This window comes from Pseudomonas frederiksbergensis, assembly GCF_003732705.1.
In the GTDB taxonomy this organism is placed as follows: domain Bacteria; phylum Pseudomonadota; class Gammaproteobacteria; order Pseudomonadales; family Pseudomonadaceae; genus Aquipseudomonas; species Aquipseudomonas frederiksbergensis_F.
In genome coordinates this window covers 32993-58352 of sequence record NZ_MOBR01000012.1, presented here as the reverse complement: position 1 = coordinate 58352, position 25360 = coordinate 32993, and the positions used below count along the sequence as shown (strand labels likewise).

The window sequence follows — 25360 nt, the reverse complement described above, 5'->3', positions numbered from 1 at the left end:
CAAATGCCCCCATGGCCGAATCGTTATAAAAATGTGTTTTCACACAGCCTGGGTCGTTCTCTGCCGTCAGGCTCATGAAGCGTGTTGGTCAAGTCAGATGTAAACGACTGGTCAAGCTGAATGCCGATTGGAACGCTTGACGCAGACGCTCGGCATTGATGTCGTAGGCTTACTTCAGCCTTCTAGCGTTGGGAAGTCGTTGACACTTCTTCAAGCGAAGTATCGCCTTTCATTTCTCAATATTTACGCCCTGCCTATTCCTATCGCTCAGCTCCTCTGGCACCTGGTTGCAGGTTTTGCGGGCTTACTCGCCCGATTTTTCTAGCGATCCACGATTGCCATCCAGAGTTTTCGGAGCAGTATGCGCGCGAGGCTGTGGCTCTCGCATGAAGGGCTGGCCGAAGCACCACGCAAGGTAGGTGGGCGGTTCGGGGCTTACGGCTCAGTTGTGTTGTCGATATTGGCTGGGAAGCAATCAGCCAGCCACTCCTCCTCTGTTTGTTCTGCGGGTTGTTTACGTGAATGAACAGGCACAGTCGCTGTCGTGTACACTTTTGTACTGATTAACGTTTTTACGTAGTTTTTTGCACACGCACTAGGTTTTGGCTGGAAGCCTTGATTTTGCTGGGCTGGAGCCGCATCCCTATCCGGCACCACTGTCCGGCAGTTGTCCGTCACTTGTCCGGTAGTTGTCCGTCCGTTGTCCGGCTGAAAAGCTTTGCGCACCTCAGCAGTAGTGATGGAAAGAGGGCGCAGAGTGCCGGTGTCTAGCCGGTTTTTCCGGCCGGCTACCATATCTGCGCTAAACAGAATGCCCCGCAGGTTGCCCAGATAGTCATGGAGCGAAGTAAGACTCTTGGGCGTTGAAAGCCCGGTCGACTGCCAGAGCTGAAAGAGATGGCTGCGTGGGCTAATGCGAAAGTGCCCTTTCGGCAGAGGCGAGCCTTTTGCCCCTGCCTTGGTAGTACGTTCACGATTCAAGTCCGCGTTGAAGATGGCATGAGTTTTCATACCACCTACAAACGACGGAAACTGTACCGTCACGCCACCCGCCTTGTGAGGGCCATACAAGCCCGTCGAATAGCCGCCGTACTCATATGCCTCCGCCCCAAGAGTGAGCAGGATTTCACCCAGGAGAGCTGGTGAATGTATGTCCCGCCACTCCTGAGGCACAGACTTACCACTGGACGGGCGAATGACGAGTCGGCCAACCTCGATACTGATTTCGTCTCCTCGGGCGAGCAATTTCTCGACGGTGACGGTCATTCGAGTGCCAAGGCTTTGGTCAAGTTGTCCTCCACTGCGACCAGGCCAACACCAGCGGCCAGCATCAGCAACTCAACTACCTGCGGGTAACGATGAATCCAGACGGTGACCTTCATCAGACAGGCCAGGGCCAGCCCGACCAGGCGGGTGCGAATGTTCGTCATTGGATTAGCCCTCAGTGGTGGAGCGGGCGATGAGCTTCAGGTAAGCCAGCACCTTGCGGGCTTTTTCGCGTTCGCTGAATGGCAGGCTGTAGCGCTTGACACGGCAAGGCTTGCCCCAGTGGTTCGGGGCGAGCTCATAATTACGCTGAATGAACAGCCCGTAACGGTTGGCCAGCGCGGAAATAGTGGTATTCAGGCAGTGATCGCCCAAGTCTTCAGCCTCGAAGCGGTTAAGACTGGCACCCGTCGACAGGTGGATCAGAATGCGGGCGATCTTGCACGTAGCTTCGGTGATAAGCTGGCTTTGCGAGGGGCTGCTCTGCTGGGATTGGGGGCGGCTCTTTTTCATTACGCGCGCTCCTCGCCGGTATGGCTGGCGGTGCGGCTGGCCAGGAACTCGGCAAGGTCGCTAACGCGGTATTTCACCAGGCGGCCTACCTTGAGGAAAGGCAGGTTGTAGCGACCGGTCGAACGCCATACAGCGAGAGTGTTCGGTTTAACGCCAAGAGCGTCGGCGGCTTGCTTGTCGTCTACTTGAACGGGTGGGTTGAGCGGGTTACAGCCAAGTGCGGCGAGAATCTCGGCTTTGATGGCGTCAATATTGGTTTGCATTGGGAAAGCTCCGTATCGGTTTATAGATCGGAGCTGATTTTTTCTGGCTTTTTTGGCTAAGGCCGACGTAGCCAATCCACTATTTACTTAACCACTTTGGGTTTGGAGAGGCCCGCGCGGATCGTGCTTTCTGCATCCGGTAGGTCTAGTTGCTCTTTCACCAGCTTCGCGAGCTTTCGCCCGCTGGCGGCCCTTCGCCGTGTTCGCTGAATTTCATCGGCGGCATCGCGCCATCGCTGGTGCTCAACGGCTCGGGCATCATGTCGCTCTTGATTCTTCGCGGCAAAGTCTCGATATCGCTGACGAGTTTCCGCACCCAAAGCTGCGTCGGACTGATTCGGCGTTACCGATGAGCTGGGACTATCCAGCGCTGCCTGGATTTTCTGCGCCTCAATCACCGCAAGCAATGCGTCTTCATTGATGGGCACGTCATAGCCAACACTCGTTGCCCAATCAAGAAAATTCTTGAACTCCCTTAATGTAAATGGGAAAGCCAGTACGGGATCATCTGTCCTTCCATTGGGGTGCCGAAAAAGGTCTTCACGCTCAAGTGTTGTCAGAGAAGCCAGTACCCTTTTTTGCGGCAATTTCCGATAAACACCTTCTTTTCTGATCTTGAACCAGCCTCCGAAGTCATTCAGAGGAATTCCGCCATATTGGTCGAGTTCTACAATCCGGATGAAGTTGTAATAGTCGATCCGAACGCCTTCGAACTTAGCACTTTCTAAATCCAGTTCAAGCTCAACGCCTTCCAGTTCGTAAAGACTCATAACATCCTCAGGTAGCATGTTGAAAAAGGTGTCCAATTAAGCTGGTGATGGTTCGGTTACTTCCGACTCTGGTTCGAAATCAAAACCACTGAGGCGGTCTGTTTAACTCCCGCAGCTTCTAACATGGCTTGCGTCGCCGTCTCGACGGACTGGCGCACCGGGTCGAGGTCTAGGCGCGCATAGATCGCGGTGGCTTGGTGGGTCTTGTGGTTGAGCGACTTCCCGATGATTGCCAACGATGCGCCAGTCTTGGCTTGCCAACTCCCAAGGGTGCGCCGCAGATCATGGATGCGCAGGTCAGTCATGTCGTAGAGCGCCGAGTCGATTTTCAGCACGGCGGCGATGGATCGATAATGCTTCTCTGCGGCGGCTGGCGCGGTTGTGATCTGCTGGTCAGCTTGTTTACGCTCCTTGGCAGACAGCTTGCCGAGTCCGCCCAGATGATCGAGTAGGCGGCGCAGACTTGCGCGCAGCAGGACAGCGGCCCATGCCTTCTTCGGCTCCACCAGATGGCCAGTCTTACCCTCGCCGGGAAACACGAAAGGAGAAGTGCCAGTCGTGAGTTTGCGGGCCTTGAGTGCGGCCACAGCTTCAGGCGATAAAGTGACGTTCTGCGGTGTGCCGTTCTTGGTCATCTCGATACGCCAGACGCGTGCCATCAGGTCGAGGTCGCGCCAGGCCATTGCTTGTACGTTCGAGCGGCGCGCACCAGTGAGCAGCGCCAGCAGAAAGAAGTCGCTCAAACTCGACTCGCCGATGGCGGCGAACAAATAGGGCAGCTCGGTGGCCTGCGCGAAGCGGTCACGCGACACCACCATGTTTTTCTGAATGCGGATAGCCGGGTTGGTGCCGCTGAAATGTTCATGGTCGGTTGCGTAATTGAAGACCGACGAAATGATGGCGACGGCTTTGTCAGCTTGGCGTGCGCTTTTCTTGCTCACCTTGCTATGAATCGCCTTCACCTCGGATCGGTTGATATGCGACAGCTTGCTATTAGCGATGGCCACCATGTGAAGACGTGCGTTGTCGAGGTAGTCCTTTTTCGTGCGCTCGCTGATTGGAGAGCCGTCACGCTTTTTCTTCTTCTCCAGCATCTCGGCCAACATCTCGGCAAAGATCGGCTCTTCGCGGATGGCCCGGCGAACGGCAGCCGGATTAGCCCCGGCCTCAATCTCGGCATTGATGACAGTGGCCTGCTTGCGTGCTTGTTCGACCGTCATAGTAGGGAAGCGGCCAAGCGTGACGCGCTCGGGCTGGCCCCCTTTCATGCGGCGATAGACGGAAAAGGTTTTGACGCCGGTGAACGACACTCGAAGCTGTAGCCCCTGAATCTTGGTGTCGTGATAAGTGGCGCGCTTTCCGGCCTCCGGCGTCGGCAATGCGGTCAGTCGTTCCTTGCTGAATGAGATATGGCTTTCGCTGCTCATGTCTTCCTCGCCGGGTACGGGGTTACGCCGGGGTTACGCTAGAGATCGAAAATGGTAAATTTTCGTGTAACCCCATAAAGACAAGAATAGGCTGAACGCCCTGCTGTGTATAGGCTTATAGAGTTTCGTAAATCAGTGGGTATCATAGAACCCTCTGACTTGTAATCAGTAGGTCCCGGGTTCGACTCCTGGTGCCGGCACCATACAAAACAAAGGCTCGCAGCTATGCGGGCCTTTTTTTTTTGCCGTATACGTCATAACAGACGTAATAAGGCTTGCTGTACACCCTGGTCGAGGGTGGACGTCGAACGCGCAATGATGTTCATTCGGAAAAGGAGCTACCTGTGACTTGGAAGACTTGGGACTGGAAGTTTGTGGCCACTATAGCGATCACGATCGCCAGCCTCGTCATTCCCTTGTTCATCTGGCAGGTTGATTTATCATCCCGCTCGATTACCGTGAGATTGGTCTCAACGTCTCCGTTGCAGCCCGCTGCGAACATCCAAAATCTTCAGATTTCAATAAACGGCCAAAATATTGAATCGCCGTATCTCTCTACGTTGGAGCTGGAAAATACCGGTTCGAAGCCCATTCTGACTGCCGAGTTCGATACTCCACTTGAGATTTTCGTGAAAGGTGGGGCTAAATTTATCAGCGCTGAAATTGCGAATACGGCCCCGAAAAATATCCCGGTTAAGATCAGTAGCCTTGGGCAGGAAGCTTCCATTTCGCCGTTCCTGGCGAACCCTAAAGATAAAATAACCATTTCCGTTATTACGTCAGGCCCCGCCCCTGAGTTCGAACCCCGTGCACGGATTGCAGGCATTAACGAAGTGGGCTACGAGGACACCTCGCTCAAGAAGACAAGCTATTGGAGAGATGCCTATAACATCGCCATCTCATGCTCGCTGCTCTTCATCTACTTCATCTATTTGCCGAATGGTTTACGAAGTGGCGGACTCAAAGTTTCTCGCGGCTTCGCAATCTTCACCGCGATGGCAAGCGCGTTCGCTGCTCTTGCTTTGACAAAGCCCGCATTCGAATTCCTGAACTCCTTGCCATACGCAGGATTATTGAAATTCTTAGCTACAGTGGCGTTGACCATTTTTGTTGCCTTTATTGCACTCCGATACAACAGGGCCCTGAGAAGGAAGAACCTTTCCGCCCCTAGTTAGATTCCCCCCTCCCAAGCTGATAACGAGGGTTCGAGTCCCTTCACCCGCTCCACTGTTTTCAAAGCCTCCAGCGGTGCATGTACATGCATTCGGCCAGTAAAGGGGACGGATTTATTTTTCGTTCAAGTTCGATTCCTGGTTTCGGCACCAGACAAAAAAAGCCCTCGCATTTCTGCGAGGGCTTTGTTGTTTCTGCAGTTTGTAAAATCAGATCTTAGTGACCCGCACTCTGCCCACCATCCACATGCAGAATTTCACCAGTAACAAAATTCGCAGTATCGAGATAGACAATCGCCTGTGTAATGTCGTGAACTTCGCCCATGTGCCCGACCGGATGCAGTGCACCAAGGGCCGCGTGAGTTTCCTCACTGTGCATCGGCGTTTTAATGATGCCCGGCGAAACAGCATTCACCCGAATCCCACGTTTGGCGTACTCAATCGCCAGTGACTTGGTCGCCGCATTCAAGCCACCCTTGGTCAACGAAGCCAGTACCGAAGGCACACCATCAATCGCATGGTCCACCAAACTGGTGGTGATGCTGACCACATGACCGCTGCCCTGCTTTTCCATCTCGGTAATTGCAAGTTGGGTGATGTAGAAGAAGCCATTCAAATTCACCGACAGTACCGCGGCGTAATCTTCTGGGGTGTAAGCGGTGAATGGCTTGGCGACGAAGATCCCGGCATTGTTGACCAGCGTATCTACACGACCAAAACGCTCAATCGCTTCACGGATAACGCGCTGGGCAACCGCGGGATCACCGATGTCGCCGGCAACTGTGTGAATGTCCGGGTCAGTGGACGGTTTGATCGAACGCGAAGTGGCGACGACTTTGTAATCCAGTTCACGAAACGCCTTGACCATGCCAGCGCCGAGACCTTGGGAAGCGCCAGTGATAACGATGACTTTCTTCGAATTGCTCATGATGAACCTCAACTAATAAATGATGGTTTGAAAAAGTGATGAATCAGGCTTCAACAGGCGCCTGCGCCATTTGTCGCAACATCTGTTCGTAGTACTCGACCGACTGTGAACCGGACACCAGGTGACGACCGTTCAGCACCATGGCCGGGACCGAGTTGATGCCGCGCTCGCGGTAAAACTCCTCAAGATCACGCACTTCCGTGGCGAACGCCCCGGACGCCAGCACCTCGCGGGCTGCAGCCGCATCCAGCCCCACTTCCGCCGCCAGTCGAACCAGCGTCTCGCGATCACTCAGGTTCTGGCCGTCAGAGAAATAACCACGCAGCAAGGCTTTCTTCAGTGCGACCTGCCGCCCTTCCCGCAACGCCCACGTCAGCAACCGGTGCGCATCAAAGGTGTTGTAGAAGTGGCTGCGTTTCTCCAGATCGAACTTGAACCCGATGGCCTCACCGCGAGCGATCTGCATCGCTTTGCCAGCAGCGACGTCTTCGGCGGTGCGTCCATATTTGCGCATCAAGTGCTCGACAGCGTTTTCGCCGACTGCCGGCATGTCCGGGTTCAACTCGAAAGGCTTGTAAGTCAGCTCGACCGAGACTTCACCGGCCACGTTCTCAATCGCTTGCTCCAGCGCCGTCGCACCTAACGCACACCACGGGCACACCACGTCGGAGATGAAATCGATAGAAACGGACGCGGTCACGATTTGCCCTCCGCGTCAGCCAGTTGCTTGCGGTACTGGGTGGTGGTAATCCCGGCGTAACCCCAGTTATCGGTGTCGACTTCTTCGATCACGATGTGGGTCAGGTGCGGATCCTTCTTGAGGACGCGCTGCAGGGTTTCAGTGATTTCGGCGATCACCTGAGCTTTCTGCTCCGAGGTAACGCCATCGCGGGTGATGCGAACGCTTACGAAAGGCATGAGGAATCTCCAGTGACCTGCCCCGTCGGGATGATGGGGAGGCGTTGGAGATAAATGTAGGAGGTTGGGTCAGGGGGATAAAGGTGGGGGCGGGTACTTCATTAGTTACTTGGTGTAATGATTACGCCAGCGGCAGGCGCTAAAACTGTTTGCGTCAAAAATGTTGAATCGGCCAATCTCCATTTTTTCGCAATCATTAGATATAGGAAAATGCTCATGACAATTCAATACTTCTACAGTCCTTTCCATGTCACGCATGACGGGGAAGTCGCTAGCATAATCGCGGGGGAAATGGAGCTTTCAATACTCGCCGATTGCATCAACAACCCGGACGTAAAAGAGGATGAAGGTGCAGCTGGATTAGACGTGATCGATTCGCGTGCTTCCGAGCTCGCAACGGGTAAGATCGAGTAATTGCGATCGATGCAGGGGCGTTAACAGTCGACACCGACTGTGGGGCTCATCTCCGTTTCATGTAATCCGCTAGGTTACGTGTCGCTATTTCTCAGCTTTTTCGACGCGTTCTGGCGACGTGTCTCTGCGCGATTCGAACCGTTTCTCACCGTTTAAGTCTTCTTTCTCAGCGGCAGGAAGGACTTGTCTCGTTTTCATCTGACGCACAGATTCCAGAAAATCCTTCTGAAACTGATTCAGTTCTACATCCATTGCTGATGCTCCTCGAGCAAATCGACAACCCTATTGGTAGGTCATCCAAATTATCAAAATTATGCCCGGCCAATAATTATTGCTCAGCCATAAAAAACACTAAACCGTTCACCCCACGCCACCACCTCGCCACGATTGCGCATCCTCCCGCCTCAAGCTACCTTCAAGCCGTCGCTGCCGATTCAGCGACCGGGCCTGAGAACCCGGGTAATATGTAGGCGCACGAGCGCCACCAAATCACGATTGTCGGCGTTTTTTTGTGCCTGCATTTCCGTGTTATGGCGGCTGTGCGTGGGAGGCCTTCGGGTCTGCCGGTTTCCTACATTTCCGGTTCTCAGCCTGCGCACAGCTGTCACCCATTCGCCTGAGAACGAACGTGGCAGCTCTCACTTATATGTAGGAGTTTTGCTAATGCTTGCCATCAGTCCGTCCAAAGTTTGCGCCACTGCTGCACCGGTCATAACCCACCACCGCCCAAAAACCGGAGGTGCCCAATGACCATCCCTCAAGACCTGAAAACCATCGGCCTCACCCCGTTCTCCTACCACGCCAACGAAGCGCTGTTTCGCATCAACTCCGGTGTCCCGGTGATCGAAGCCCTTTCCCACGCTTCCAACCTGCTCCACGTCGCCAAACTGCTCGCCTCTGACGCTGCTATGGTTCGCGAAACCGACCGGCATGCCTGGGCGTCGTATTATTTGCAGGAAATGAGCAAGGCGATCATTGATGACGTGGTGAAGGTTCTCGACGCACCGTGTAACAACCGCCGTCCAACGTAGTCGCGCACGCATAAAAAAGCCCCGAACCAATCGGGGCTTTTTGCTTGTCGGAAATCGTTAAGAATTTGAGCTCCGTGCATAAAATCGACTCTCCCTGCATAAAAACGATCATAAAACCGACCTTTTGCATAAAAACGATTAGAAATCGGCCAAAATCGTCGCAATTTCTAACAATTTTGGGACTCACTGCTCATACTTCACTCACCTCAAACACAAACGAAATCCGCCGACTGCTCGCACTCCAAACATACCGAATGTGCTTCCCCTGCTTCGGAATCGACACCGCCGGCGGGCGAAACGCCGCAACACATTCATGCCCAGGCAACCGAACGCTGTTGTAGAGCAATCCCCACGACATAGCTTCACGCAACTGCCGAGCAAAAGCCTGGGACGGGCCGTAAGCAGTCGGGTCTGGATCATGAAGCTGCGGATAGTTTTGGCGAATGTCATGCAACGGTTTGACGACTTTGTTGACGTAAGTCCGCATGGTCAACTCAAGGTCTGGCTCATTGGTCGCAGCGAGAAATCGTTCCTGGTGATAACTCGTCTCGGCGATAGCCGCAGCCTGGCTGCTAGCGGCGTAGTAGACGCCAAACGTGCCATCGGTGAAGCGACTGGTTTTGCCGATGTGAGTGAACGCTGCCATCACCGGAGTAGAACCAGGCCCGGAGATTCGGTCTTCGGGCCGCACGCGAGAAAGCACGCCGGCCTCTTCCATCAACCGATCATTGGTCAATGCTTCCAGCGCATAAGCGGTGGGCAAGTCTTCCGGATCGAGCACATCTTCAAACAACGAGATCGGCGGGAAACAACTGTTAACGATCCGATAGGCCCGCGGCCACTGCGGATCGGCCAGTTCCGGCGCCATCAACCGCGTACTCCGTCGAGGTAGCGGCGTACATCAGCGATGTCTACGACGCGGCCGACCAGCATGTAGTCCAGCGCGGTTTGGCCATTGAACGGCGCGGCGGTGTTCGGGCTGCTGACCCATTTGTAGGCGCGCTCGCGGCTGTTGCTGAAGATGATGCTCAGCGCTTTGTGGATGCCCATCAGGTAGGAAATGCGCTCCAGAGTGTCGTGGGGCAAACGCACGTTGGGTGGCAGATGTTTGTACTTGTAGAACGTGGTGTTGCCGACTTTGCCCAGCAGCGTGCGTTGTTGCTCGGCGCTGCAACCCCAGCGTTCCATGAGGTTGAAGAAGAACTTAAGCGCGACGCGGCCGGCTTCTGGGGAGTCGAGTTGTTGCTGTGGGCTGAGGGCGGGGGATGAGATAGACATGGGATCGCCTCCGTAGCAATGTCTGGATTCAGACTAGTACAGATACGGATGAATATGTGAATTTAATCCATAAGCGAATAAAGAGCCTTCATTCACCCAACCGAAAAGTCGCACACCTCCCGCGTTTTTTTGATCCCAATCACCTCACCACCACCAAAAACCCCGATCCTGTGTAAGCCTCCAGCCATCGGCTGCGGAATCAATTCGCTACTAAACCCGCGACAACTATGCTCAGGTGCAGGAATATAGCCGGCATAGGCGCAGGATCGGCCGCTAAGTACACAACAATTGCCAGCCCACTTTAGAGGGCATTACCCCATGGATAGCAGAACCTTACGCAACCTCATGCGCATTGTGCAGACCGGCTCGTTGTCGGCGGCGGCAGAGCATTCCTGTTTGACGGTGCAGGCGTTGGCCGCGCAGTTGAACAAGGTCGAAGAGCAGTTTGGTTTTCGCCTGTTTCGACGTTCCAACAAGGGCCTGACCCTGACGGCGCAGGGCACCGAGCTCACGCCGTATATGGACAAAGTCCTGGTCGCCACGCGGCAGATGGAAGAGAAAGTCGCTGCATTGAAGGTGCCCGGTCAGCGCACGCTGAAGGTGGCGTTGAATACCACGCTGTCGGAAGACTTCAATCGGCGCATGATCGGACGCCTGTTTGAGGTGTTTCCTGATCATCAACTGGAGTTCTCCTACGCAGAGTCGATGGAAAACCTCAGCAAGCTGAAGAATGAAGATTTCGACCTGGCCGTGTTGATCGGCCCGCAAAAGCCAGGGCTGCCGAGCATTTTGCTGCCGGATGTGCACGTTCAGGTGGTCGGTGCGCATTGCGGCCAGGAGAACGATCCGCTGGTGTTGCTGGGCGACAAGCTTCAGGTGCGTCCGGCAGACGATTGTCCGTACTCCAACAGCTTCCTGCGCTTTCTCGACGCGGGACTGGGTAATTACGAAACCGGCCAACGGACGATTTACTCATGCAGCGAGACCCTGACCTTGTCGCTGATCCCGCAAATGGACGGCATCGGCATGGTGTCCCGCGACGCCGCCCAGCGTAACGGCTTGACCATTTTCCCGGATTTCGAGGACTTCCTCGAAGTGCGGCTGGCGGTCAATAACCCCGAGTTGTCGGGCCAGGCGTTGAGCGACGTGGTCGACCTGCGCCTACATGAACGAGCCGAGCGCAATGTACGCAGCCGTCCCAACCGCCACACTGAGAAAGAGGTTTTTGCTGAAATACGCACATAACAACGTCGGAATCGCGGCATAGAATTCCGGGCGATCGAGCTGCACATGCTGGTCCTTGATCAACAAGGGCGTAAGGCTGATCGCAGCGACGATCGCCACCGGCAAGTATTCCAGCGCCCTGGCGACGAAGGGCGGCCAGTGGTCGGTGTTGACTTGCAGCGGGAGTGCGCGCGGCAGGAAGGTCACGGTCATCATCAGCACAACGACCAGAATCAGGAACGTTTGGTCAGGCATACACCCACCCCGCAACCCACGAATGTGGCGATAAACACGTTGAACGGCGAGCTGCCGACCAGGCTCAAGGCGCCCATGCAGGCGACCGCGGCCATGGCGGCGATCAGCTTATTGCGGGTGTTGCACAGCGACACCAGCACGTAGAGCATCATCGCGGTCAGAGCGTAATCGAGTTGGTATTTGATCAGGTGCGAGGCGTACTGCGCGCAAATCGCCCCCAGCAAACCGCCAATCACCCACGAGGTGTGGCAAAACAGGTTGAAGCCGATCAGGTAACGCACGTTGACCGGCGCGCCGCTGCCCAGTTTCACGCTGTGGAAGGCGAACGATTCATCGGTCAGTCCGCCGGCATAACACCAACGTTCAAAACGACTGAGCCCCAACGCCCGCAAGGCCTTGGCCATGTAGACCGACATCAGCATGTGCCGCGCGTTGATCAGGAAGGTGGTGAGGATAATCGTGGTCAGCGAAGCGCCGCTGGAGATCAACGCCAACGCGGCGAACTGCGAAGCGCCGGCATACACAAACAGGCACATCGCGACCGGCAGCCACACGGGCAACCCGGCGTTGACGGCCATCAAACCAAACACAAACGACACCGTGAAGTAACCGGCCACCACCGGGCTGGCTTCTGCAAAGGTGCGCGAAGGCTGCGGCTCGACCATCAGCGGCTGGCTGCTGGACGTCTCATTCATAGGTCCCTCTCAAAGGTCGTTTCGCCACGCGGCTCGCAAAAACCCTGGGCAGTCCAAAAACGTTTGCCGGCAAGGTTAGCATCGTCGACAAACAGGAACATCCGCAGTACACCGACGCGTTTCATGTCCGCCGAAGCGGCTTCCACCAAACGCTGGCCCACGCCCTGGGCGCGATACAGCGGGCTTACCGCCAGATGGTTGATGGTGCCGCGACTGCCGAGCATGCCGCCCAGCACCGCGCCGACCACTTCACCACTGAGGTCGAGCGCCAGGTACGCGGTGGTGGTCTTCTGTACCAACACGCCGCGCAGGCATTTGGCGTCCTGCCAGTCGCAGAACGACACTTCGTCGAACTGCCGGAAAAAGCGCTCCAGGCGCAGCGCATCCTTGGCATTGGCCCGCCACAGCATCACTGATGCCGAGGCGCTGTCCATGGGGTCAAGCTGTTCAGCGAACAATGTCGAAAGCGGTCCCGGGCCGCGAGAATGAAATCGCCAGGATTTGCCGGTACGCCATGTCGTGGGAATGGACATTGCGCGCCGGGGTCACGTAGTGGCGCATATCGCGATCGAGGAAGAAGGTGGTGTCGAGGATTTCCTGATAGGTCGTCGAGGCCAACTGTTCTTCATGGGTACTGTAAAGACGACTCTCGGCACCCTCCACATTGTTGCGTCCCCAGAAGTGCACACCGCTGAACGGGTAGCCATCGCAATGGATGCCTTCAGGGGTGATTTCCAGCTGCTTGCCCGGTTTGATCTCGATGCGGATCTGATGGATCTGGCATTGCCAGATCTCGTCGTGCAACTCCGGCGGCAGGACGTTTTTGTACACTTCAAAGTCGATGTCGATGAGGCTGCGCATCACCGGCGAATTAATCACTTCTTCGGAGAAATCCTGGAAGTGACGAATCATGCCGCCGACGTAGCTGTTGTTGGCCTTGGACTGAACATAGGCGCGGTGTTCCAGCTGCGTCAGTTCGCGGGTCACCGGGTTGTATTCAAAATCGCTGTAGCGACGGAAGCGCATACCGGATTCGGCCTGGCCGTAGTAGCTGTCCGGCTCCATGTTCTCCCAACTTTTGGTCAGTCTGACGAAGTCGGCGAAATGACCGTAGAGATTGAAGTCACCACCCTGGACGTTGACAAATTTGTCGCGCCTTAGCGATTCGCCAACTTCTCTGTTTAAAACGATCATTACTAGTCTCCGCTGCATTTAGCGGCTCAATCTAGTAGCTGTAGGATTTTTGGCCCATGAGAAAGAATTTCAGGCATATCAAGCGTTGCTTGAAGCGCCATAAAAATATCTTTTGAATCGACGTTTTTATGCCAAAAAAAGCGCTTTTAGAACGTTTTAACCAAAATTCAGCCAAAAAAAACCCCGAACCAGTCGGGGTTTTTTAGTGAGTTTTATCAACTCAAGCGATCATCAGAAGATGTTGATCGGGTAATCCACGAACACACGCACTTCGTTGCCGCTGACGTTGTACTCGCTGGATTTCTGCGACACCCGCAGGATCGAGCTGCGCAATTTCACGCTCAGGTCTTTGGCCGGGCCACTTTGCACGACGTACTTGAACTGGTTGAAGATCTCGCGCTCGGTGCCGCCTTCGCTGGTGGACGTGGTGATGTTGTCACCGCGTACATAGGCGAAGTTATAGCTCAGACCCGGAACGCCGAAGGTGCTGAAGTCCAGGCCATAGCCCAGCTGCCAGCTGCGTTCGTCTTCAGCGTTGAAGTCAGACCAGTAGGAGTTGGCCAGGTAGATGGTGTTGCCGCCGTCGCCGACACGGTTTTGGTCGCGCTGATAGCCGCCGTAGGCGTAGCCCAAGTTGCTGTCGCCGGTGCTGCGTTGGTGAGCGAGGGTGAACGAGTGCGGGCCGGTGGCGAACGTCGCTGCCAGGCTCCAGATCTTGTTGTCGTCGCCGGTGATACCGTTTTCGCGGACGTAGGAATTGTCCAGCTTGGTGCGATAGCCGTTGAAGTCCAGGGTCAGGGACTGATCCTTGTCGATCGGGAACACGTAGTTGGCGTTCACGTATTGCTTCTTCAGCACGTCTTCGACGTCGGAGGCGTAGACCGCAGCCTTGAACTGTTCGGTGAACTGGTAGCTGCCGCCCAAGACGTTGATCGACTTCAAGCCACCGCTGTCACGGCCTTCAGCGCTTTTACGCGATTCGGCGGTGAAACGACCGGCGTTCAGGACCAGGCCTTTGATCTCTTTGGAGGTGATCAAAGTGCCGGTGTAGCTTTCCGGCAGCAGGCGCGAGTTGTCGTAGTTCAGCACCGGCAATTCCGGCATCTGGTCGCCGTAGGTCAGCGTGGTGCTGGACAGACGGAATTTGACGGCGGCGCCGCCCTTGGACAGGTCATTGGCCGGGTTGCCGCTGTTGCCCTTCTTGAAGAAGTCGATGCCTTGGGCACCGCTGCGGTCTTCACTGCGCTCAAGATTGAGTGCGTACAGACCGAAAGCGTCGACGCCGACACCGACGGTGCCTTGGGTGAAACCGGACGAGAACGTACCGATGGCCGCTTGGCCCCACTCGGATTTGTCCGGGTTGCCGTCCTTGTAGTCACGATTGATGTAGGCATTGCGCAGCAGCACTTTGAGGCTGCTGTCTTCAACAAATCCCTTGGCTTCGGCCTGGTCGTTAGCCATGGCCTGTGTAGCGCTCAACATCCCCAGAGCGATCAGGCTGATTCGCTTATTCAACATTTTGTTTTCCTTATTACCGGTTGATACGCGCTGTGCCGAACGGCTGAAACGGCGCTGTTGCGCTCTTTTTTCACCCTGAAACAAAAAGGCCCGCCCACGAGAAATCGCGGCGGGCCTTTTATTGTTTTGTGAGTCGTGGCGGTTGGCCACAGGCGTTGGCGCGAATCCTATCCGCGCCCTCAAGGTTATGTCAATTTCATGAATCGTCTGAGATTAGGCAAAAATCATCTAAGAAATCAGTTATCGCTTAGCGTCAGTTGCAGGAATTCGCGGGAATTCAGTGGATGCAGCCATCGAGGCCACAGGCTTGAAATTCGGTCGCCGAGGCTTGGGCCGGCAGCGATTGACTCAACCAGGCGGCGAAGGCTTCTGGTTTGCCCAGCCACGGGCCGATGTCGATCAAGGTGAATTGGCCGTTGTGTTCCAGGGCGAAGGTCGGGAAGCCTTGGCCGCCTACATTGGCCAGGAGTGCACGGCTTGCCTTGATGTGGCGCTCGGTGTCGGCTTCTTGAAAAGCGCTTTGGAAAACTTGCTGTTCGAGACCGATGGCGTTCGCCAGCTCCAGCAGAACCGCTTCGTCAGCAATGCGGCGCCCTTCCAGGTAATGAGCCGTCTGCAAACGCCCCAGCAATTCCAGTCCACGGCCGGCGATCTGCTCGGCAGCCAGCACCGCTGCAATCGGTGGTGTGGAATCGAAGACAGCGGTTTCGTCGCGCAACAAACCTTCGAAATATGCCTCGCCAAACGGCTGGCCGGTGAATTCAGCGATGCGCCGGTCGTGGGGCATCACGTAGTTACGCAGTTGTGGCGAAACGGTCTGGCGGTTGGCGCCGGTCATCATGCCGCCGCCATGGGCGATCACCGGCAGTATGGCTTGGGCGGCTAGCACCAGCGGTTTGGCGCCGTAGCACCAGCCGCACAACGGGTCGTAAATGTAGTGAAGGTTCATGGGAAGACTCCGGCGAAGAGGTGGGCAAAATCGATGCCGGCAGACTAGCCCTCAGACCGTTTCGGAAAAACGCTGGAATGGCTTTCAGTCTGTTTCATGAATCGGTCGAATGCGTTGGCTTGGCCAAAATGTTCACTGCCAGACACCATAAAAACCCTGTGGGAGCGGGCTTGCTCGCGAAAGCGGTGTGCCAGTCAACAACATTGCTGAATGACACACCCCATTCGCGAGCAAGCCCGCTCCCACATTTTTAATCTCCACGGGTCGCAAAAAAGTGTCGCCCATAAAAAAGCGCCGCCCTCCCGGCAGCGCTTTTATCAATCCGTTGTTTTTCTTCTTATCCTTCCATCACATCCCACAACGCTTCCAGTTCCGCTTCGCTGAATAAACCAGCGGGGTAGCGCTCGATCATCATCCGGCGCGGATCAGGTTCCCTGATCTGACGCGTTCCATTGGATTTCAACCAGTGCGCAAGGATCTGCAGCGATTCGCTATTGACTGCCAGGGGATGCAATGTCCGCTCGCTCACTACATTCACTTCGGCGTTCATTTCGGCGCTCTCTCCCGGTTTGTGAGCGGCTAACTTATCCAAGGTTTATGACAGAACATCGCAGTTCTCCCCTCCCTGTTTTGCCCCATGACAGATACAAGAGCTGTGCCAATGTTTCCGACCTGTCGATGAGCGGATACAAAAAAGCCCGCAGTCCTGACGGGCTGCGGGCTTTCTCTCAAGCGCTATGGGGCAAACGCTGCTGAGTTGAATAAGCAATCAACTCAAGCTGTTACAACCCCACTCACTCATTGTGCGGCGCGGGCTGTTGTTGAGTAAGGCAGTGGATATTACCGCCGCCCAGTAACAGTTCACGGCCTGGCACCATCACCACTTCGTGCTGCGGGAACAGGCTTTGCAAAATCTCTTTGGCCGGGCCGTCCAGCGGATCGTCGAAGCTCGGCGCGATGATGCCGCCGTTGACGATCAGGAAATTCACGTAGGAACCGGCCAGACGAACGGTAGGATTACGCTCCTGGGTGCCGTCCACCGGATCGACACCGGCACACTCTTCTTCAGTCGCATACAGCGGCCCCGGAATCGGCATCTTGTGCACCGTGAATGGGCGACCTTTTGCGTCGGTGCTGCTTTCCAGCACTTTCATCGCCGCCTGGCAACGTGGGTAGTTCGGGTCCTGTGGGTCATCGGTCCAGGCCAGCAATACTTCGCCCGGGCGCACGTAGCAGCAGAAGTTATCCACATGGCCGTCGGTTTCGTCGTTGAACAAACCGTCCGGCAGCCAGATGATCTTATCCACAGCCAGATTCGCGCTGAGCACCGCTTCGATATCGGCACGCTTGAGGTGCGGATTGCGATTGCGGTTGAGCAGGCATTCTTCGGTGGTGATAAGGGTGCCTTCACCATCGACATGAATCGAACCGCCTTCGAGCACGAAGCCCTCGGTGCGGTAGCGTTGGCTGCGTTCGATCTCGAGGATCTTGCCGCCGACCTGGGAATCACGGTTCCACGGCGAGTACAAACCACCGTCAAAACCGCCCCAGGAGTTGAAGTCCCAGTTCACGCCACGGAATTCGCCGCTGTTATTGATCACGAAGGTCGGGCCGGTGTCGCGAACCCAGGCGTCATCGCTGGACATCTCGACTACGCGGATATTCGGCACGTCGAGACGGGCACGGGCGTTTTCGTACTGGCCGGCGGAAACTGCCACGGTCACCGGTTCGAAACGGGCAATGGCCTTGGCCACCGCGACGTGCGCAGCTTGCGCCGGTTTGCCGCCCAGACGCCAGTTGTCCGGGCGCTCGGGCCAGATCATCCAGGTCTGGGTTTGCGGCGCCCACTCGGCGGGCATGTAGAAGCCGTCGGCGCGCGGGGTGCTGTTTAAAGTGGTCATGCGATCAGGACTCCAGGGAACCGTCGAGGGTTTTGAGCGCATTGTATAGGTTCGGACGACGATCACGGAACGAGCCCCATGCACTGCGAATGTGCTCCAGCTCATCAAGGTCAAAACTCTGGACCAGCACGCCTTCTTCCGTCTGGTTGAGTTCCTGAACCTTCTCGCCGAACTGGTTGGCGATGAACGACGAGCCATAGAAGGTAATGTCGTAGCCGTCCTGCTCTTCGTTGCCAATACGGTTGCTGGCGATCAGCGGCATCAGGTTGGCGCCGGCATGACCCTGTTGCACGCGCTGCCAGTGGTCGCGGGACGAGATGGTCTTGTCGTGGGGCTCGCTGCCGATGGCGGTCGGGTAAAACAGGATTTCCGCGCCGAGCAGCGCCATGCTGCGGGCGCATTCCGGGAACCACTGGTCCCAACAAATGCCCACGCCGATTTTCGCGTAACGGGTGTTCCAGACTTTGAAGCCGGTATCGCCCGGGTTGAAGTAATACTTTTCGTGGTAGCCCGGGCCGTCCGGGATGTGGCTTTTCCGATAAATCCCGAGGTTGGAGCCGTCGGCATCGATGATCGCAATGCTGTTGAAACGCGCACGGCCGGCCAGTTCGTAGAAGCTGATCGGCAGTACCACTTGCAGTTCCCTGGCGACTTTCTGGAAGTGCTTGATCGCGACGTTGTCTTCAACGGTCGTGGCCAGTTGCAGGTATTGCGGGTTTGGTTTCTGGCAGAAGTACGGCGCCTCGAACAATTCCTGGATCAGGATGATCTGCGCACCTTTGGCCGCGGCCTCACGGACCAGTTTCTCAGCGATCTCGATGTTGGCTTCGAGATCCCAGGAACAAGCCATCTGGGTGGCGGCGACGGTAACGATACGGCTCATGAATCATCTCCTGGATCTTTTTATTGGTAGGCAATGGCGACTTTATAGCCGATAAATATCGGCTTTAAAAGTCACACAAACGCCATCCATCTAAAAAAACCCAGAAAATACCGATAACAATCGATATTTTGCATCGCACTCGAAGACGCCTTCGCGGGCAAGCCTCGCTCCTACAGGGGCGGTGTCGTTCGCGAAAAATGAGTGCGACATAAGACCTGTAGGAGCAAGGCTTGCCCGCGAAAGCGATCTAAAGTCCTACAAACCTTCACCCAACACCTTCGAAAGCATGTCCACAAAGAAATCCACGCTCCGGCGCGTGGTCACCATTGGCGGTTTAATCTTGAGCACGTTCAGATAATCCCCCGTCGGTTGCATGAAGATCCCCAGTTCGCGCAAGCGATCACACAGCGCCGTGGTTTCTTCGGTCGCCGGCTCGAGGGTTTCGCGGTCGCGGATCAACTCGACGCCCAGGTAGAAACCGGAACCATGCACCGCGCCCACCAGCGGATGACGATCGATCAGCGCCTCAAGCCGTTTCTTGAAATAGCCGCCCACGATCTGCGCGTTTTCCCAGAGTTTTTCTTCCTCCATGACATCCAGCACCGCCATGCCGATCTGGCAACTCACCGGACTGCCGCCCGCCGACGAGAAGAAGTAACCCTCCGCCTCCAGCGCTTCGGCGATTTCCCGGCGGGTGATCACGGCGCCCAAGGGTTGGCCATTGCCCATGCCCTTGGCCATGGTGATGATGTCCGGCACCACACCCTGCTCTTCAAAGCCCCAGAAGAAGTGGCCCATGCGCCCGTAACCGACCTGCACTTCGTCGGCGATGCACACGCCGCCCTGGGCGCGGACCCGTGCATACACCTGCTGCAAATACCCCGGCGGCAGGGAGATACCGCCGGCATTGCCGTACACCGGCTCACAGATAAAACCGGCCAACTGGCGTTTCTGTTCAGCGATTTTCGCCAGGTTGTGCTCGACGCTGCGCACGTAGTCCGGCGCACTGTCCGGGCCGCGGAATTCGCCGCGATAGGTGTTCGGCGCGATCACCGGATGCACCCAGTCCGGGCGGCTGCTCAAGGCCTTGGGGTTGTCGGCAATCGAAGTCGACACCGCGTCCGCGCCCACCGTCCAGCCGTGATACGCCTCAAGCACGCTGAGCATGTCGCGCCCGCCGCTGTAGGCCCACGCCAGGCGTATCGCCAGGTCGTTGGCCTCGCTACCGCTGTTGACCAGGAACACCCGGTCCATGGAGTCCGGTGCCAACTTCAACAACCGCTCGGAAAACTCGGCCACCGCCGCGTAGTTAAACCGAGAGTTGGTATTGAGCAGCGACCATTGGCGACTGGCGACGGCGGCCATGCGCGGATGACCGTGACCGAGCACCGCAACGTTGTTGAGCATGTCGAGGTAAGAGCGGCCCTGCATGTCGATCAGGTGATTGCGCCAGCCGCGCTCGATGCGGGGCGGATCGACGTAATAGTGTTTTTGCGTGCGAGCGAAACTCGCATCGCGACGCGCCAGCAGGGTCTGGGCATCGAGTTCTTTTTCAGCGTCACACGCCAGTCCCAGCAGCACCGCCGGCGACGGGCACAACGCTTGCCAGGCCAATGCGCGGGACGGCGTGCAAAACAACGGCGCATTCAAAGAAGCGCCTCGACACAACTGCACCACCAGCGGCCCGTTGACCGAACCCAGCACCTGGCCTTTGACCAGCGCCGCACCGGTGTGCAGCGATGGGGTCACGCCCCACAGACGCACACTCAGTTGCGGACCGTCGAGTTGCAACACCCCCGCCGACAGCTGGTGAACAACGCCGGCAAACGGCGACTCAACAGCGGTGCCGTGGGGCACACGCAACTCCACGTGCAAGGGGTAGGTGTCCGGTTCCGTGGCCATGTCCGGGCGGGTCCGGGACAAACGGTATTGGCCATAACGACTGGCCGCCAGACCGTGGGCCGCAGCGGCTTGCGTCAGCAGACGCTGATCGATCCCTTCCTGCTCCCAGTTACCAGCCTCGAAATGCGGGCTGAGTATGCCCAGGTCGATCAAGGCAAACTCACGCCCGACCAGGCTTGGCAGCAACGGCGCGAAACCTTCACCGCCAATACTTGGCAGGTTCTGTCCGACGGCGGTCAGGATTGCCGCTTCCATCAGCTCCAGCGGCACCGAGGTGGCGACGCGGAAAATTTCCCACTCGTGGGTCAGGTTGTCGCGGCTGTATTCGTTGCCCGGATCAATGCTGACCTGCTGTTCACCACTGAGCACCAGCACCGCCGCCCGGGCCACGATCAGCGGCCACAGCGCCTGCAACTCTTCAGGCTGCAACGGATTGACCGCGTGATAGGCCTGGACCGCGGGCAAGATGTAGAACGGATCACCATCGGCGTGATGCAACAATGCCGCGCAGGTCACCGACAGATCGGTAATGCGCCAGGTTCGGATCAGGTCGCCAAAATCGATCACACCTTGCAACTGCCACTGGCGTTGCGAATCCCGCCGCCAGACCACGTTGTCGTCGGTGATGTCCATGTGAATTGCCTGTATTGGCAGCTTCGCCACCAACGGCAGCAAGCGTCGCTCGGCCTTTTCGGCGGCTTCGGCAATCAACCCGCGTTGCTGGTCATCTTCGATAACGGGCAGCAAATGGGCGATCAATGCATTGGCGTGGCGGGCATCCCATTGCAGCGTACGTTCAAGCCCAACATGGTCGAAACCGGCCAGGGCCAGGTCCATTTCACCGCAGAGCCGACCGAAACCGGCGACCACTGAACCCGGCAAATGATCGAGGTGGGTCAGCGACTGGCCTTCGATGTAATCCAGCAGGCGCACATGCACGGCCTGACCGCCGACTTCCAGCGACAGCAAGTCTTCGCCATTACGCGCCGGGATCACCCGAGGCACCTGCACGTCGCCCTGTTTGGCCAGATGCTTGAGCCCGGCGTGCTGGGCCTGCAATTCCGGGACAGCGTAGTCACCCCGGCAGATTTTCAGGACAAAACGGCCGCGCTCACTGTCGACGCGAAAGTTGAGGTCTTGCTGGCTGCCCAGGGACTGCAATGACCCGCTCAACCCGTAATGTGCCTGCAACAGCTCTAGCGCTTGCTCCGCAGACACTTGCGGGCTGGGCAGACTGGCGCGGTGAATCAACGTGGCGAGCGGCATACAACGACCCCTGAGATTTTATTAGGCGCTTATATCGCCACTGCATCGGTTGATAATCAACCCCCGGGGATCAGTGGCCCTCGCCGTTGGCCGGTCCGCGGGTCGATTACTTGCTGATAAAGGGCTGCAAAACCTAAATACGACCAACAACCCTCTTGCACCACGTCCCGCCTGCCGACAAGCTATGCTCCACTCGCTTTATCGTCTTACGGAAAAAGGCCAACGAACATGCGTATTCTCATCACCGGCGGCGCCGGATTCATAGGCTCTGCTCTGGTCCGTCACTTGATTCGGAACACCGAACATGAAGTGCTCAACTTGGACAAGCTGACCTATGCTGGCAATCTTGAGTCGCTGACCAGCATTGCCAGCGACACTCGCTACGAGTTCGTTCAGGCCGACATCGTCGATCAAGCCGCGATGAGCGCGGTACTGACTCGTTTCCAGCCTCACGCAATCATGCACTTGGCTGCTGAATCCCACGTAGACCGCTCCATTGACGGTCCGTCGGATTTCATCCAGACCAATATTGTCGGCACCTACAGCTTGCTGGAAGCCACCCGCGCCTACTGGCAAACCCTGGCCGAGCCTGAAAAAAGTGCCTTCCGCTTCCATCACATTTCCACAGATGAGGTCTATGGCGACCTGCATGGTGTCGATGACCTGTTCACTGAAACGACGCCTTACGCACCCAGCTCACCGTATTCTGCCAGCAAGGCAGCGTCCGACCACCTGGTCCGTGCCTGGCAGCGCACCTATGGTCTGCCGGTCTTGCTGACTAACTGCTCGAACAACTACGGACCGTTCCACTTCCCGGAAAAGCTGATCCCGTTGGTGATTCTCAACGCCCTGGCCGGCAAACCCCTGCCGGTGTATGGCAATGGCCTGCAAGTAAGAGACTGGCTGTTTGTCGAAGATCACGCCCGTGCGCTGTTCAAGGTTGTCACCGAGGGCGTGGTCGGCGAGACCTACAACATCGGCGGTCATAACGAGCAAAAGAACATCGACGTGGTTCGCGGCATTTGCGCACTGCTGGAAGAGCTGGCACCAGGCAAACCTGAGGGCGTCGCGCACTTCACTGACCTGATCACCTTCGTCCAGGATCGCCCTGGCCACGACCTGCGTTACGCCATCGACGCCAGCAAGATAGAGCGCGAACTGGGCTGGGTTCCTGAAGAAACTTTCGAAACCGGCCTGCGCAAAACCGTTCAGTGGTACCTGGATAACCTTGAATGGTGCCGCCGGGTTCAGGATGGCAGCTATCAGGGTGAGCGACTGGGCTTCACAGAGATCAAGGATTTGATCGCATGATGAAAGGAATTGTACTGGCGGGCGGCTCGGGCACGCGCTTGCACCCGATCACCCTCGGTGTCTCCAAACAGCTGTTGCCGGTCTACGACAAACCGATGATCTACTATCCGATCTCGGTCCTGATGCTGGCTGGCATCAAAGACATTCTGTTGATCTCCACGCCTCAGGATCTGCCGCAATACCGCAATCTGCTGGGCGATGGCAGCCAGTTCGGAGTGAATTTCAACTATGCCGAACAGCCGTCCCCGGACGGCCTGGCCCAGGCGTTTCTGATTGGCGAAGAATTCATCGGCGATGACCCGGTGTGTCTGATCCTGGGCGACAACATTTTCCACGGCCAGCACTTCGGCGAACAACTGCAAAGCGCCGCCAGGCAACGCAGCGGCGCGACCGTGTTCGGTTACTGGGTCAAGGATCCGGAGCGCTTTGGCGTGATCGACTTCGACAGCGAGGGCCGTGCACTTTCGATCGAAGAAAAACCGGTCAAGCCGAAGTCCAGCTACGCGGTCACCGGGTTGTATTTCTACGACAACGACGTGATCAAGATCGCCAAGGCCGTCAAGCCTTCTCCCCGTGGCGAGCTGGAAATCACTGACATCAACAATGCTTATCTGCAACGCGGCGACTTGCAGGTCGAGCGCTTTGGTCGTGGCTTTGCCTGGCTCGATACAGGCACCCACGACAGCCTGCTCGAAGCCTCGCAATATGTGCAAACCATTGAACATCGCCAGGGTTTGAAAGTGGCCTGCCTGGAAGAGATTGCCTACCAGAACGGCTGGATCAATCGTGAATACTTGCTTGAGCGCGCGCAGTACTTTGGCAAAACCGGGTATGGTCAGTATCTGTTCAAGATCGCTGGAGAAGATCAATGAATGTCACGTCCACTGATTTGCCGGGTGTTTTGATTATCGAGCCCAAGGTTTTCGGTGATGAACGGGGGTTTTTCTACGAAAGTTTTAATGCCCGGGCCTTCGAACAAGCCACGGGCCTTAAAAAAGCCTTCGTTCAGGACAATCATTCGCGCTCGCGAAAAGGTGTACTGCGTGGCTTGCACTATCAGCTGGAACACACCCAGGGCAAGCTGGTTCGTGTGACCGCCGGTGAAGTACTGGACGTCGCCGTGGACATCCGCCGCAGCTCGCCAAATTTCGGGCGCTGGGCCAGCGTGCGCCTGTCGGCACAGAACAATCGTCAGCTATGGATTCCGGAAGGATTTGCCCACGGTTTCATGGTGCTGAGCGATTTCGCCGAGTTCCTCTATAAAACCACCGACTACTACGAACCCAGCGCCGAGCGCTGCATTCGCTGGGACGATCCGACCCTGGCCATCGATTGGCAACTGGAAGAACCTCCCCAGTTATCGGAAAAGGATCAGCACGGTAAAAGCTGGCTAGAGGCCGACCTGTTCCCATGAGAATCCTCATCAGTGGTCAACACGGTCAGGTCAGCCGTGAATTGCAGCGTCGCCTGGGCGGGCTTGGCGAGTTGATCGTGCTCGGTCGCGATCAGCTCGACCTGGCTCAGCCAGAACAGATTCGTCAGCATGTGCAAAAGCTCCGCCCCGACCTGATCATCAACGCCGCGGCGCACACCGCTGTCGATCAGGCGGAAAGCGAACCGGAGCTGGCGTTTGCGATCAACGCCACCGCGCCCGGAATACTGGCCCGGGAAGCCCGTGAGCTGGATATTCCATTGATTCACTACTCCACCGATTACGTGTTCGATGGCAGTAAAGCCGCGCCGTACAACGAAGACGACGCGCCCAACCCGCTTGGCGTCTACGGCAAAAGCAAACTGGCTGGCGAACACGCGATCACCGAGGTGCAAGGCCAGCATCTGATCCTGCGCACCAGTTGGGTCTACTCGACCCACGGCCGCAATTTCCTGCTGACCATGCAACGCCTGCTGCAAGAAAAACCGGAGTTGCGCATTGTCGCGGATCAGATCGGCGCGCCGACCTGGGCCGGCACGATCGCCAGCAGCACCGTTGCCCTGATCGAACGCTGGCAGGCAGGACAGGCCGGCGCATGGGGCACTTATCACCTGACGGCCCAGGGTGAAACGTCCTGGTTCGGTTTCGCCCAGGCCATCGGCGACGCATTGCGGGCACAGGGCAAGCCTTGCGCGACCCTGTTGCCGATTCCCTCCAGCGACTATCCGACACCGGCCGCCCGCCCGTTGAATTCACGCCTGGACTGCACTCGCCTGCAGCGGGAATGGGGCGTCAGCCAGCCAGACTGGCAAACCGCGCTACGCGAGTGTCTTGCCGAACAACCCTAGGC

30 protein-coding genes are annotated in these 25360 nt (G+C 56.8%); 8 read left to right on the top strand and 22 right to left on the bottom strand.

Features of this window, described 5'->3' with window-relative positions; translation table 11 throughout:
• Positions 1-435 precede the first annotated feature (435 nt).
• From BK667_RS15365 to BK667_RS15345, 6 genes are all read right to left on the bottom strand, one after another.
• Positions 436-1266, bottom strand: a complete 831-nt coding sequence (locus BK667_RS15365) for a hypothetical protein (RefSeq protein ID WP_123598126.1) — start codon at positions 1264-1266, stop codon at positions 436-438.
• Positions 1263-1430, bottom strand: a complete 168-nt coding sequence (locus BK667_RS33270; protein WP_185058223.1) for a hypothetical protein — start codon at positions 1428-1430, stop codon at positions 1263-1265. Before BK667_RS33270 ends, BK667_RS15365 begins: the two co-directional genes overlap by 4 nt.
• A gap of 4 nt (positions 1431-1434) precedes the next feature.
• Entirely contained in the window at positions 1435-1779 is a 345-nt protein-coding gene (locus BK667_RS15360) for a hypothetical protein (RefSeq protein WP_123511271.1), read from the bottom strand.
• Positions 1779-2042 carry a helix-turn-helix domain-containing protein gene (locus BK667_RS15355; protein WP_123598125.1) on the bottom strand — a complete coding sequence of 88 codons (264 nt, stop codon included), beginning with the start codon at positions 2040-2042 and terminating at the stop codon, positions 1779-1781. The genes BK667_RS15360 and BK667_RS15355 overlap by 1 nt, the downstream gene beginning before the upstream one ends.
• Before the next feature lie 83 nt (positions 2043-2125).
• Positions 2126-2812: a hypothetical protein gene (locus tag BK667_RS15350; RefSeq protein WP_123598124.1), complete on the bottom strand. Its 687-nt coding sequence runs from the start codon at positions 2810-2812 to the stop codon at positions 2126-2128.
• 56 nt (positions 2813-2868) lie between these two features.
• Positions 2869-4239 (bottom strand): tyrosine-type recombinase/integrase, encoded by a 1371-nt coding sequence (locus BK667_RS15345; protein ID WP_123598123.1) that lies wholly within the window; start codon positions 4237-4239, stop codon positions 2869-2871.
• A 344-nt stretch (positions 4240-4583) separates the two neighbouring features.
• Between BK667_RS15345 and BK667_RS15340 the strand changes: the two genes are divergently transcribed.
• Complete coding sequence (locus BK667_RS15340; protein ID WP_123598122.1) at positions 4584-5414, top strand: hypothetical protein; 831 nt, start codon at positions 4584-4586, stop codon at positions 5412-5414.
• Positions 5415-5628: 214 nt separating this feature from the next.
• Here the strand turns inward: BK667_RS15340 and BK667_RS15335 are convergent, their stop codons facing one another.
• The 3 genes from BK667_RS15335 to BK667_RS15325 are packed head-to-tail and all read right to left on the bottom strand — an operon-like array spanning position 5629 to position 7257.
• Positions 5629-6339, bottom strand: coding sequence for an SDR family NAD(P)-dependent oxidoreductase (locus BK667_RS15335; RefSeq protein WP_123598121.1), 711 nt, complete (start codon positions 6337-6339; stop codon positions 5629-5631).
• Positions 6340-6382: 43 nt separating this feature from the next.
• Positions 6383-7039 (bottom strand): DsbA family oxidoreductase, encoded by a 657-nt coding sequence (locus BK667_RS15330; protein ID WP_123598120.1) that lies wholly within the window; start codon positions 7037-7039, stop codon positions 6383-6385.
• On the bottom strand, positions 7036-7257 hold the full coding sequence (locus BK667_RS15325) for a tautomerase family protein (protein ID WP_123598119.1): 222 nt from the start codon (positions 7255-7257) through the stop codon (positions 7036-7038). Before BK667_RS15325 ends, BK667_RS15330 begins: the two co-directional genes overlap by 4 nt.
• 216 nt (positions 7258-7473) lie before the next feature.
• On the opposite strand from BK667_RS15325, the gene BK667_RS15320 reads away from it, so the two are divergent.
• On the top strand, positions 7474-7671 hold the full coding sequence (locus tag BK667_RS15320; protein WP_123598118.1) for a hypothetical protein: 198 nt from the start codon (positions 7474-7476) through the stop codon (positions 7669-7671).
• A gap of 84 nt (positions 7672-7755) precedes the next feature.
• On the opposite strand, the gene BK667_RS33265 is transcribed toward BK667_RS15320, so the two are convergent.
• Positions 7756-7923, bottom strand: a complete 168-nt coding sequence (locus BK667_RS33265) for a hypothetical protein (protein ID WP_185058222.1) — start codon at positions 7921-7923, stop codon at positions 7756-7758.
• Positions 7924-8417: 494 nt separating this feature from the next.
• On the opposite strand from BK667_RS33265, the gene BK667_RS15315 reads away from it, so the two are divergent.
• A complete protein-coding gene (locus tag BK667_RS15315) occupies positions 8418-8702 on the top strand; it encodes a DUF3077 domain-containing protein (protein WP_123598117.1) in 285 nt (94 codons plus the stop codon).
• A 190-nt stretch (positions 8703-8892) separates the two neighbouring features.
• On the opposite strand, the gene BK667_RS15310 is transcribed toward BK667_RS15315, so the two are convergent.
• Positions 8893-9570 carry an RES family NAD+ phosphorylase gene (locus BK667_RS15310; RefSeq protein WP_123598116.1) on the bottom strand — a complete coding sequence of 226 codons (678 nt, stop codon included), beginning with the start codon at positions 9568-9570 and terminating at the stop codon, positions 8893-8895.
• The gene (locus tag BK667_RS15305; RefSeq protein ID WP_123598115.1) at positions 9570-9980 is read right to left on the bottom strand and encodes an MbcA/ParS/Xre antitoxin family protein; all 411 of its coding nucleotides are present in this window, start codon (positions 9978-9980) and stop codon (positions 9570-9572) included. The genes BK667_RS15310 and BK667_RS15305 overlap by 1 nt, the downstream gene beginning before the upstream one ends.
• Before the next feature lie 318 nt (positions 9981-10298).
• On the opposite strand from BK667_RS15305, the gene BK667_RS15300 reads away from it, so the two are divergent.
• A complete protein-coding gene (locus BK667_RS15300) occupies positions 10299-11225 on the top strand; it encodes a LysR family transcriptional regulator (RefSeq protein ID WP_123511301.1) in 927 nt (308 codons plus the stop codon).
• Here BK667_RS15300 and BK667_RS15295 read toward each other — a convergent pair.
• The 10 genes from BK667_RS15295 to BK667_RS15250 form a co-directional block, all read right to left on the bottom strand.
• Entirely contained in the window at positions 11142-11459 is a 318-nt protein-coding gene (locus BK667_RS15295) for a branched-chain amino acid transport AzlD family protein (RefSeq protein WP_123598114.1), read from the bottom strand. The genes BK667_RS15300 and BK667_RS15295 overlap by 84 nt on opposite strands.
• Positions 11438-12154 (bottom strand): AzlC family ABC transporter permease, encoded by a 717-nt coding sequence (locus tag BK667_RS15290; RefSeq protein ID WP_123511303.1) that lies wholly within the window; start codon positions 12152-12154, stop codon positions 11438-11440. Before BK667_RS15290 ends, BK667_RS15295 begins: the two co-directional genes overlap by 22 nt.
• Positions 12151-12588, bottom strand: coding sequence for a GNAT family N-acetyltransferase (locus BK667_RS15285; protein ID WP_185058221.1), 438 nt, complete (start codon positions 12586-12588; stop codon positions 12151-12153). Before BK667_RS15285 ends, BK667_RS15290 begins: the two co-directional genes overlap by 4 nt.
• 13 nt (positions 12589-12601) lie before the next feature.
• Positions 12602-13348, bottom strand: coding sequence for a 2OG-Fe dioxygenase family protein (locus BK667_RS15280; RefSeq protein ID WP_123511305.1), 747 nt, complete (start codon positions 13346-13348; stop codon positions 12602-12604).
• Positions 13349-13579: 231 nt separating this feature from the next.
• A complete protein-coding gene (locus BK667_RS15275; RefSeq protein ID WP_123598113.1) occupies positions 13580-14866 on the bottom strand; it encodes an OprD family porin in 1287 nt (428 codons plus the stop codon).
• A gap of 277 nt (positions 14867-15143) precedes the next feature.
• Positions 15144-15815, bottom strand: coding sequence for a DsbA family protein (locus tag BK667_RS15270; RefSeq protein WP_123598112.1), 672 nt, complete (start codon positions 15813-15815; stop codon positions 15144-15146).
• Positions 15816-16152: 337 nt separating this feature from the next.
• Positions 16153-16365 carry a hypothetical protein gene (locus tag BK667_RS15265; protein ID WP_123598111.1) on the bottom strand — a complete coding sequence of 71 codons (213 nt, stop codon included), beginning with the start codon at positions 16363-16365 and terminating at the stop codon, positions 16153-16155.
• A gap of 244 nt (positions 16366-16609) precedes the next feature.
• A complete protein-coding gene (gene aguA, locus BK667_RS15260; RefSeq protein ID WP_123598110.1) occupies positions 16610-17716 on the bottom strand; it encodes an agmatine deiminase in 1107 nt (368 codons plus the stop codon).
• Between the two features lie 4 nt (positions 17717-17720).
• Complete coding sequence (gene aguB / locus BK667_RS15255; protein ID WP_123598109.1) at positions 17721-18599, bottom strand: N-carbamoylputrescine amidase; 879 nt, start codon at positions 18597-18599, stop codon at positions 17721-17723.
• A 255-nt stretch (positions 18600-18854) separates the two neighbouring features.
• Positions 18855-21767 carry an aminotransferase gene (locus tag BK667_RS15250; RefSeq protein ID WP_123598108.1) on the bottom strand — a complete coding sequence of 971 codons (2913 nt, stop codon included), beginning with the start codon at positions 21765-21767 and terminating at the stop codon, positions 18855-18857.
• 228 nt (positions 21768-21995) lie between these two features.
• On the opposite strand from BK667_RS15250, the gene rfbB reads away from it, so the two are divergent.
• The 4 genes from rfbB to rfbD are packed head-to-tail and all read left to right on the top strand — an operon-like array spanning position 21996 to position 25358.
• On the top strand, positions 21996-23078 hold the full coding sequence (gene rfbB / locus BK667_RS15245; protein ID WP_123598107.1) for a dTDP-glucose 4,6-dehydratase: 1083 nt from the start codon (positions 21996-21998) through the stop codon (positions 23076-23078).
• Positions 23075-23950 (top strand): glucose-1-phosphate thymidylyltransferase RfbA, encoded by an 876-nt coding sequence (gene rfbA, locus BK667_RS15240; RefSeq protein WP_123598106.1) that lies wholly within the window; start codon positions 23075-23077, stop codon positions 23948-23950. Before rfbB ends, rfbA begins: the two co-directional genes overlap by 4 nt.
• Positions 23947-24492, top strand: coding sequence for a dTDP-4-dehydrorhamnose 3,5-epimerase (gene rfbC / locus BK667_RS15235; protein WP_123598105.1), 546 nt, complete (start codon positions 23947-23949; stop codon positions 24490-24492). The genes rfbA and rfbC overlap by 4 nt, the downstream gene beginning before the upstream one ends.
• Entirely contained in the window at positions 24489-25358 is an 870-nt protein-coding gene (gene rfbD / locus BK667_RS15230) for a dTDP-4-dehydrorhamnose reductase (RefSeq protein WP_123598104.1), read from the top strand. The genes rfbC and rfbD overlap by 4 nt, the downstream gene beginning before the upstream one ends.
• Positions 25359-25360: the final 2 nt, after the last annotated feature.

Bases quoted from the DNA above. Each gene is read 5' to 3' on its own strand.
- BK667_RS15365 (WP_123598126.1), bottom strand. From the start codon at position 1,266: ATGACCGTCACCGTCGAGAAATTGCTCGCCCGAGGAGACGAAATCAGT.
- BK667_RS33270 (WP_185058223.1), bottom strand. From the start codon at position 1,430: ATGACGAACATTCGCACCCGCCTGGTCGGGCTGGCCCTGGCCTGTCTG.
- BK667_RS15360 (WP_123511271.1), bottom strand. From the start codon at position 1,779: ATGAAAAAGAGCCGCCCCCAATCCCAGCAGAGCAGCCCCTCGCAAAGC.
- BK667_RS15355 (WP_123598125.1), bottom strand. From the start codon at position 2,042: ATGCAAACCAATATTGACGCCATCAAAGCCGAGATTCTCGCCGCACTT.
- BK667_RS15350 (WP_123598124.1), bottom strand. From the start codon at position 2,812: ATGAGTCTTTACGAACTGGAAGGCGTTGAGCTTGAACTGGATTTAGAA.
- BK667_RS15345 (WP_123598123.1), bottom strand. From the start codon at position 4,239: ATGAGCAGCGAAAGCCATATCTCATTCAGCAAGGAACGACTGACCGCA.
- BK667_RS15335 (WP_123598121.1), bottom strand. From the start codon at position 6,339: ATGAGCAATTCGAAGAAAGTCATCGTTATCACTGGCGCTTCCCAAGGT.
- BK667_RS15325 (WP_123598119.1), bottom strand. From the start codon at position 7,257: ATGCCTTTCGTAAGCGTTCGCATCACCCGCGATGGCGTTACCTCGGAG.
- BK667_RS15320 (WP_123598118.1), top strand. From the start codon at position 7,474: ATGACAATTCAATACTTCTACAGTCCTTTCCATGTCACGCATGACGGG.
- BK667_RS33265 (WP_185058222.1), bottom strand. From the start codon at position 7,923: ATGGATGTAGAACTGAATCAGTTTCAGAAGGATTTTCTGGAATCTGTG.
- BK667_RS15315 (WP_123598117.1), top strand. From the start codon at position 8,418: ATGACCATCCCTCAAGACCTGAAAACCATCGGCCTCACCCCGTTCTCC.
- BK667_RS15310 (WP_123598116.1), bottom strand. From the start codon at position 9,570: ATGGCGCCGGAACTGGCCGATCCGCAGTGGCCGCGGGCCTATCGGATC.
- BK667_RS15305 (WP_123598115.1), bottom strand. From the start codon at position 9,980: ATGTCTATCTCATCCCCCGCCCTCAGCCCACAGCAACAACTCGACTCC.
- BK667_RS15300 (WP_123511301.1), top strand. From the start codon at position 10,299: ATGGATAGCAGAACCTTACGCAACCTCATGCGCATTGTGCAGACCGGC.
- BK667_RS15295 (WP_123598114.1), bottom strand. From the start codon at position 11,459: ATGCCTGACCAAACGTTCCTGATTCTGGTCGTTGTGCTGATGATGACC.
- BK667_RS15290 (WP_123511303.1), bottom strand. From the start codon at position 12,154: ATGAATGAGACGTCCAGCAGCCAGCCGCTGATGGTCGAGCCGCAGCCT.
- BK667_RS15285 (WP_185058221.1), bottom strand. From the start codon at position 12,588: ATGGACAGCGCCTCGGCATCAGTGATGCTGTGGCGGGCCAATGCCAAG.
- BK667_RS15280 (WP_123511305.1), bottom strand. From the start codon at position 13,348: ATGATCGTTTTAAACAGAGAAGTTGGCGAATCGCTAAGGCGCGACAAA.
- BK667_RS15275 (WP_123598113.1), bottom strand. From the start codon at position 14,866: ATGTTGAATAAGCGAATCAGCCTGATCGCTCTGGGGATGTTGAGCGCT.
- BK667_RS15270 (WP_123598112.1), bottom strand. From the start codon at position 15,815: ATGAACCTTCACTACATTTACGACCCGTTGTGCGGCTGGTGCTACGGC.
- BK667_RS15265 (WP_123598111.1), bottom strand. From the start codon at position 16,365: ATGAACGCCGAAGTGAATGTAGTGAGCGAGCGGACATTGCATCCCCTG.
- aguA (WP_123598110.1), bottom strand. From the start codon at position 17,716: ATGACCACTTTAAACAGCACCCCGCGCGCCGACGGCTTCTACATGCCC.
- aguB (WP_123598109.1), bottom strand. From the start codon at position 18,599: ATGAGCCGTATCGTTACCGTCGCCGCCACCCAGATGGCTTGTTCCTGG.
- BK667_RS15250 (WP_123598108.1), bottom strand. From the start codon at position 21,767: ATGCCGCTCGCCACGTTGATTCACCGCGCCAGTCTGCCCAGCCCGCAA.
- rfbB (WP_123598107.1), top strand. From the start codon at position 21,996: ATGCGTATTCTCATCACCGGCGGCGCCGGATTCATAGGCTCTGCTCTG.
- rfbA (WP_123598106.1), top strand. From the start codon at position 23,075: ATGATGAAAGGAATTGTACTGGCGGGCGGCTCGGGCACGCGCTTGCAC.
- rfbC (WP_123598105.1), top strand. From the start codon at position 23,947: ATGAATGTCACGTCCACTGATTTGCCGGGTGTTTTGATTATCGAGCCC.
- rfbD (WP_123598104.1), top strand. From the start codon at position 24,489: ATGAGAATCCTCATCAGTGGTCAACACGGTCAGGTCAGCCGTGAATTG.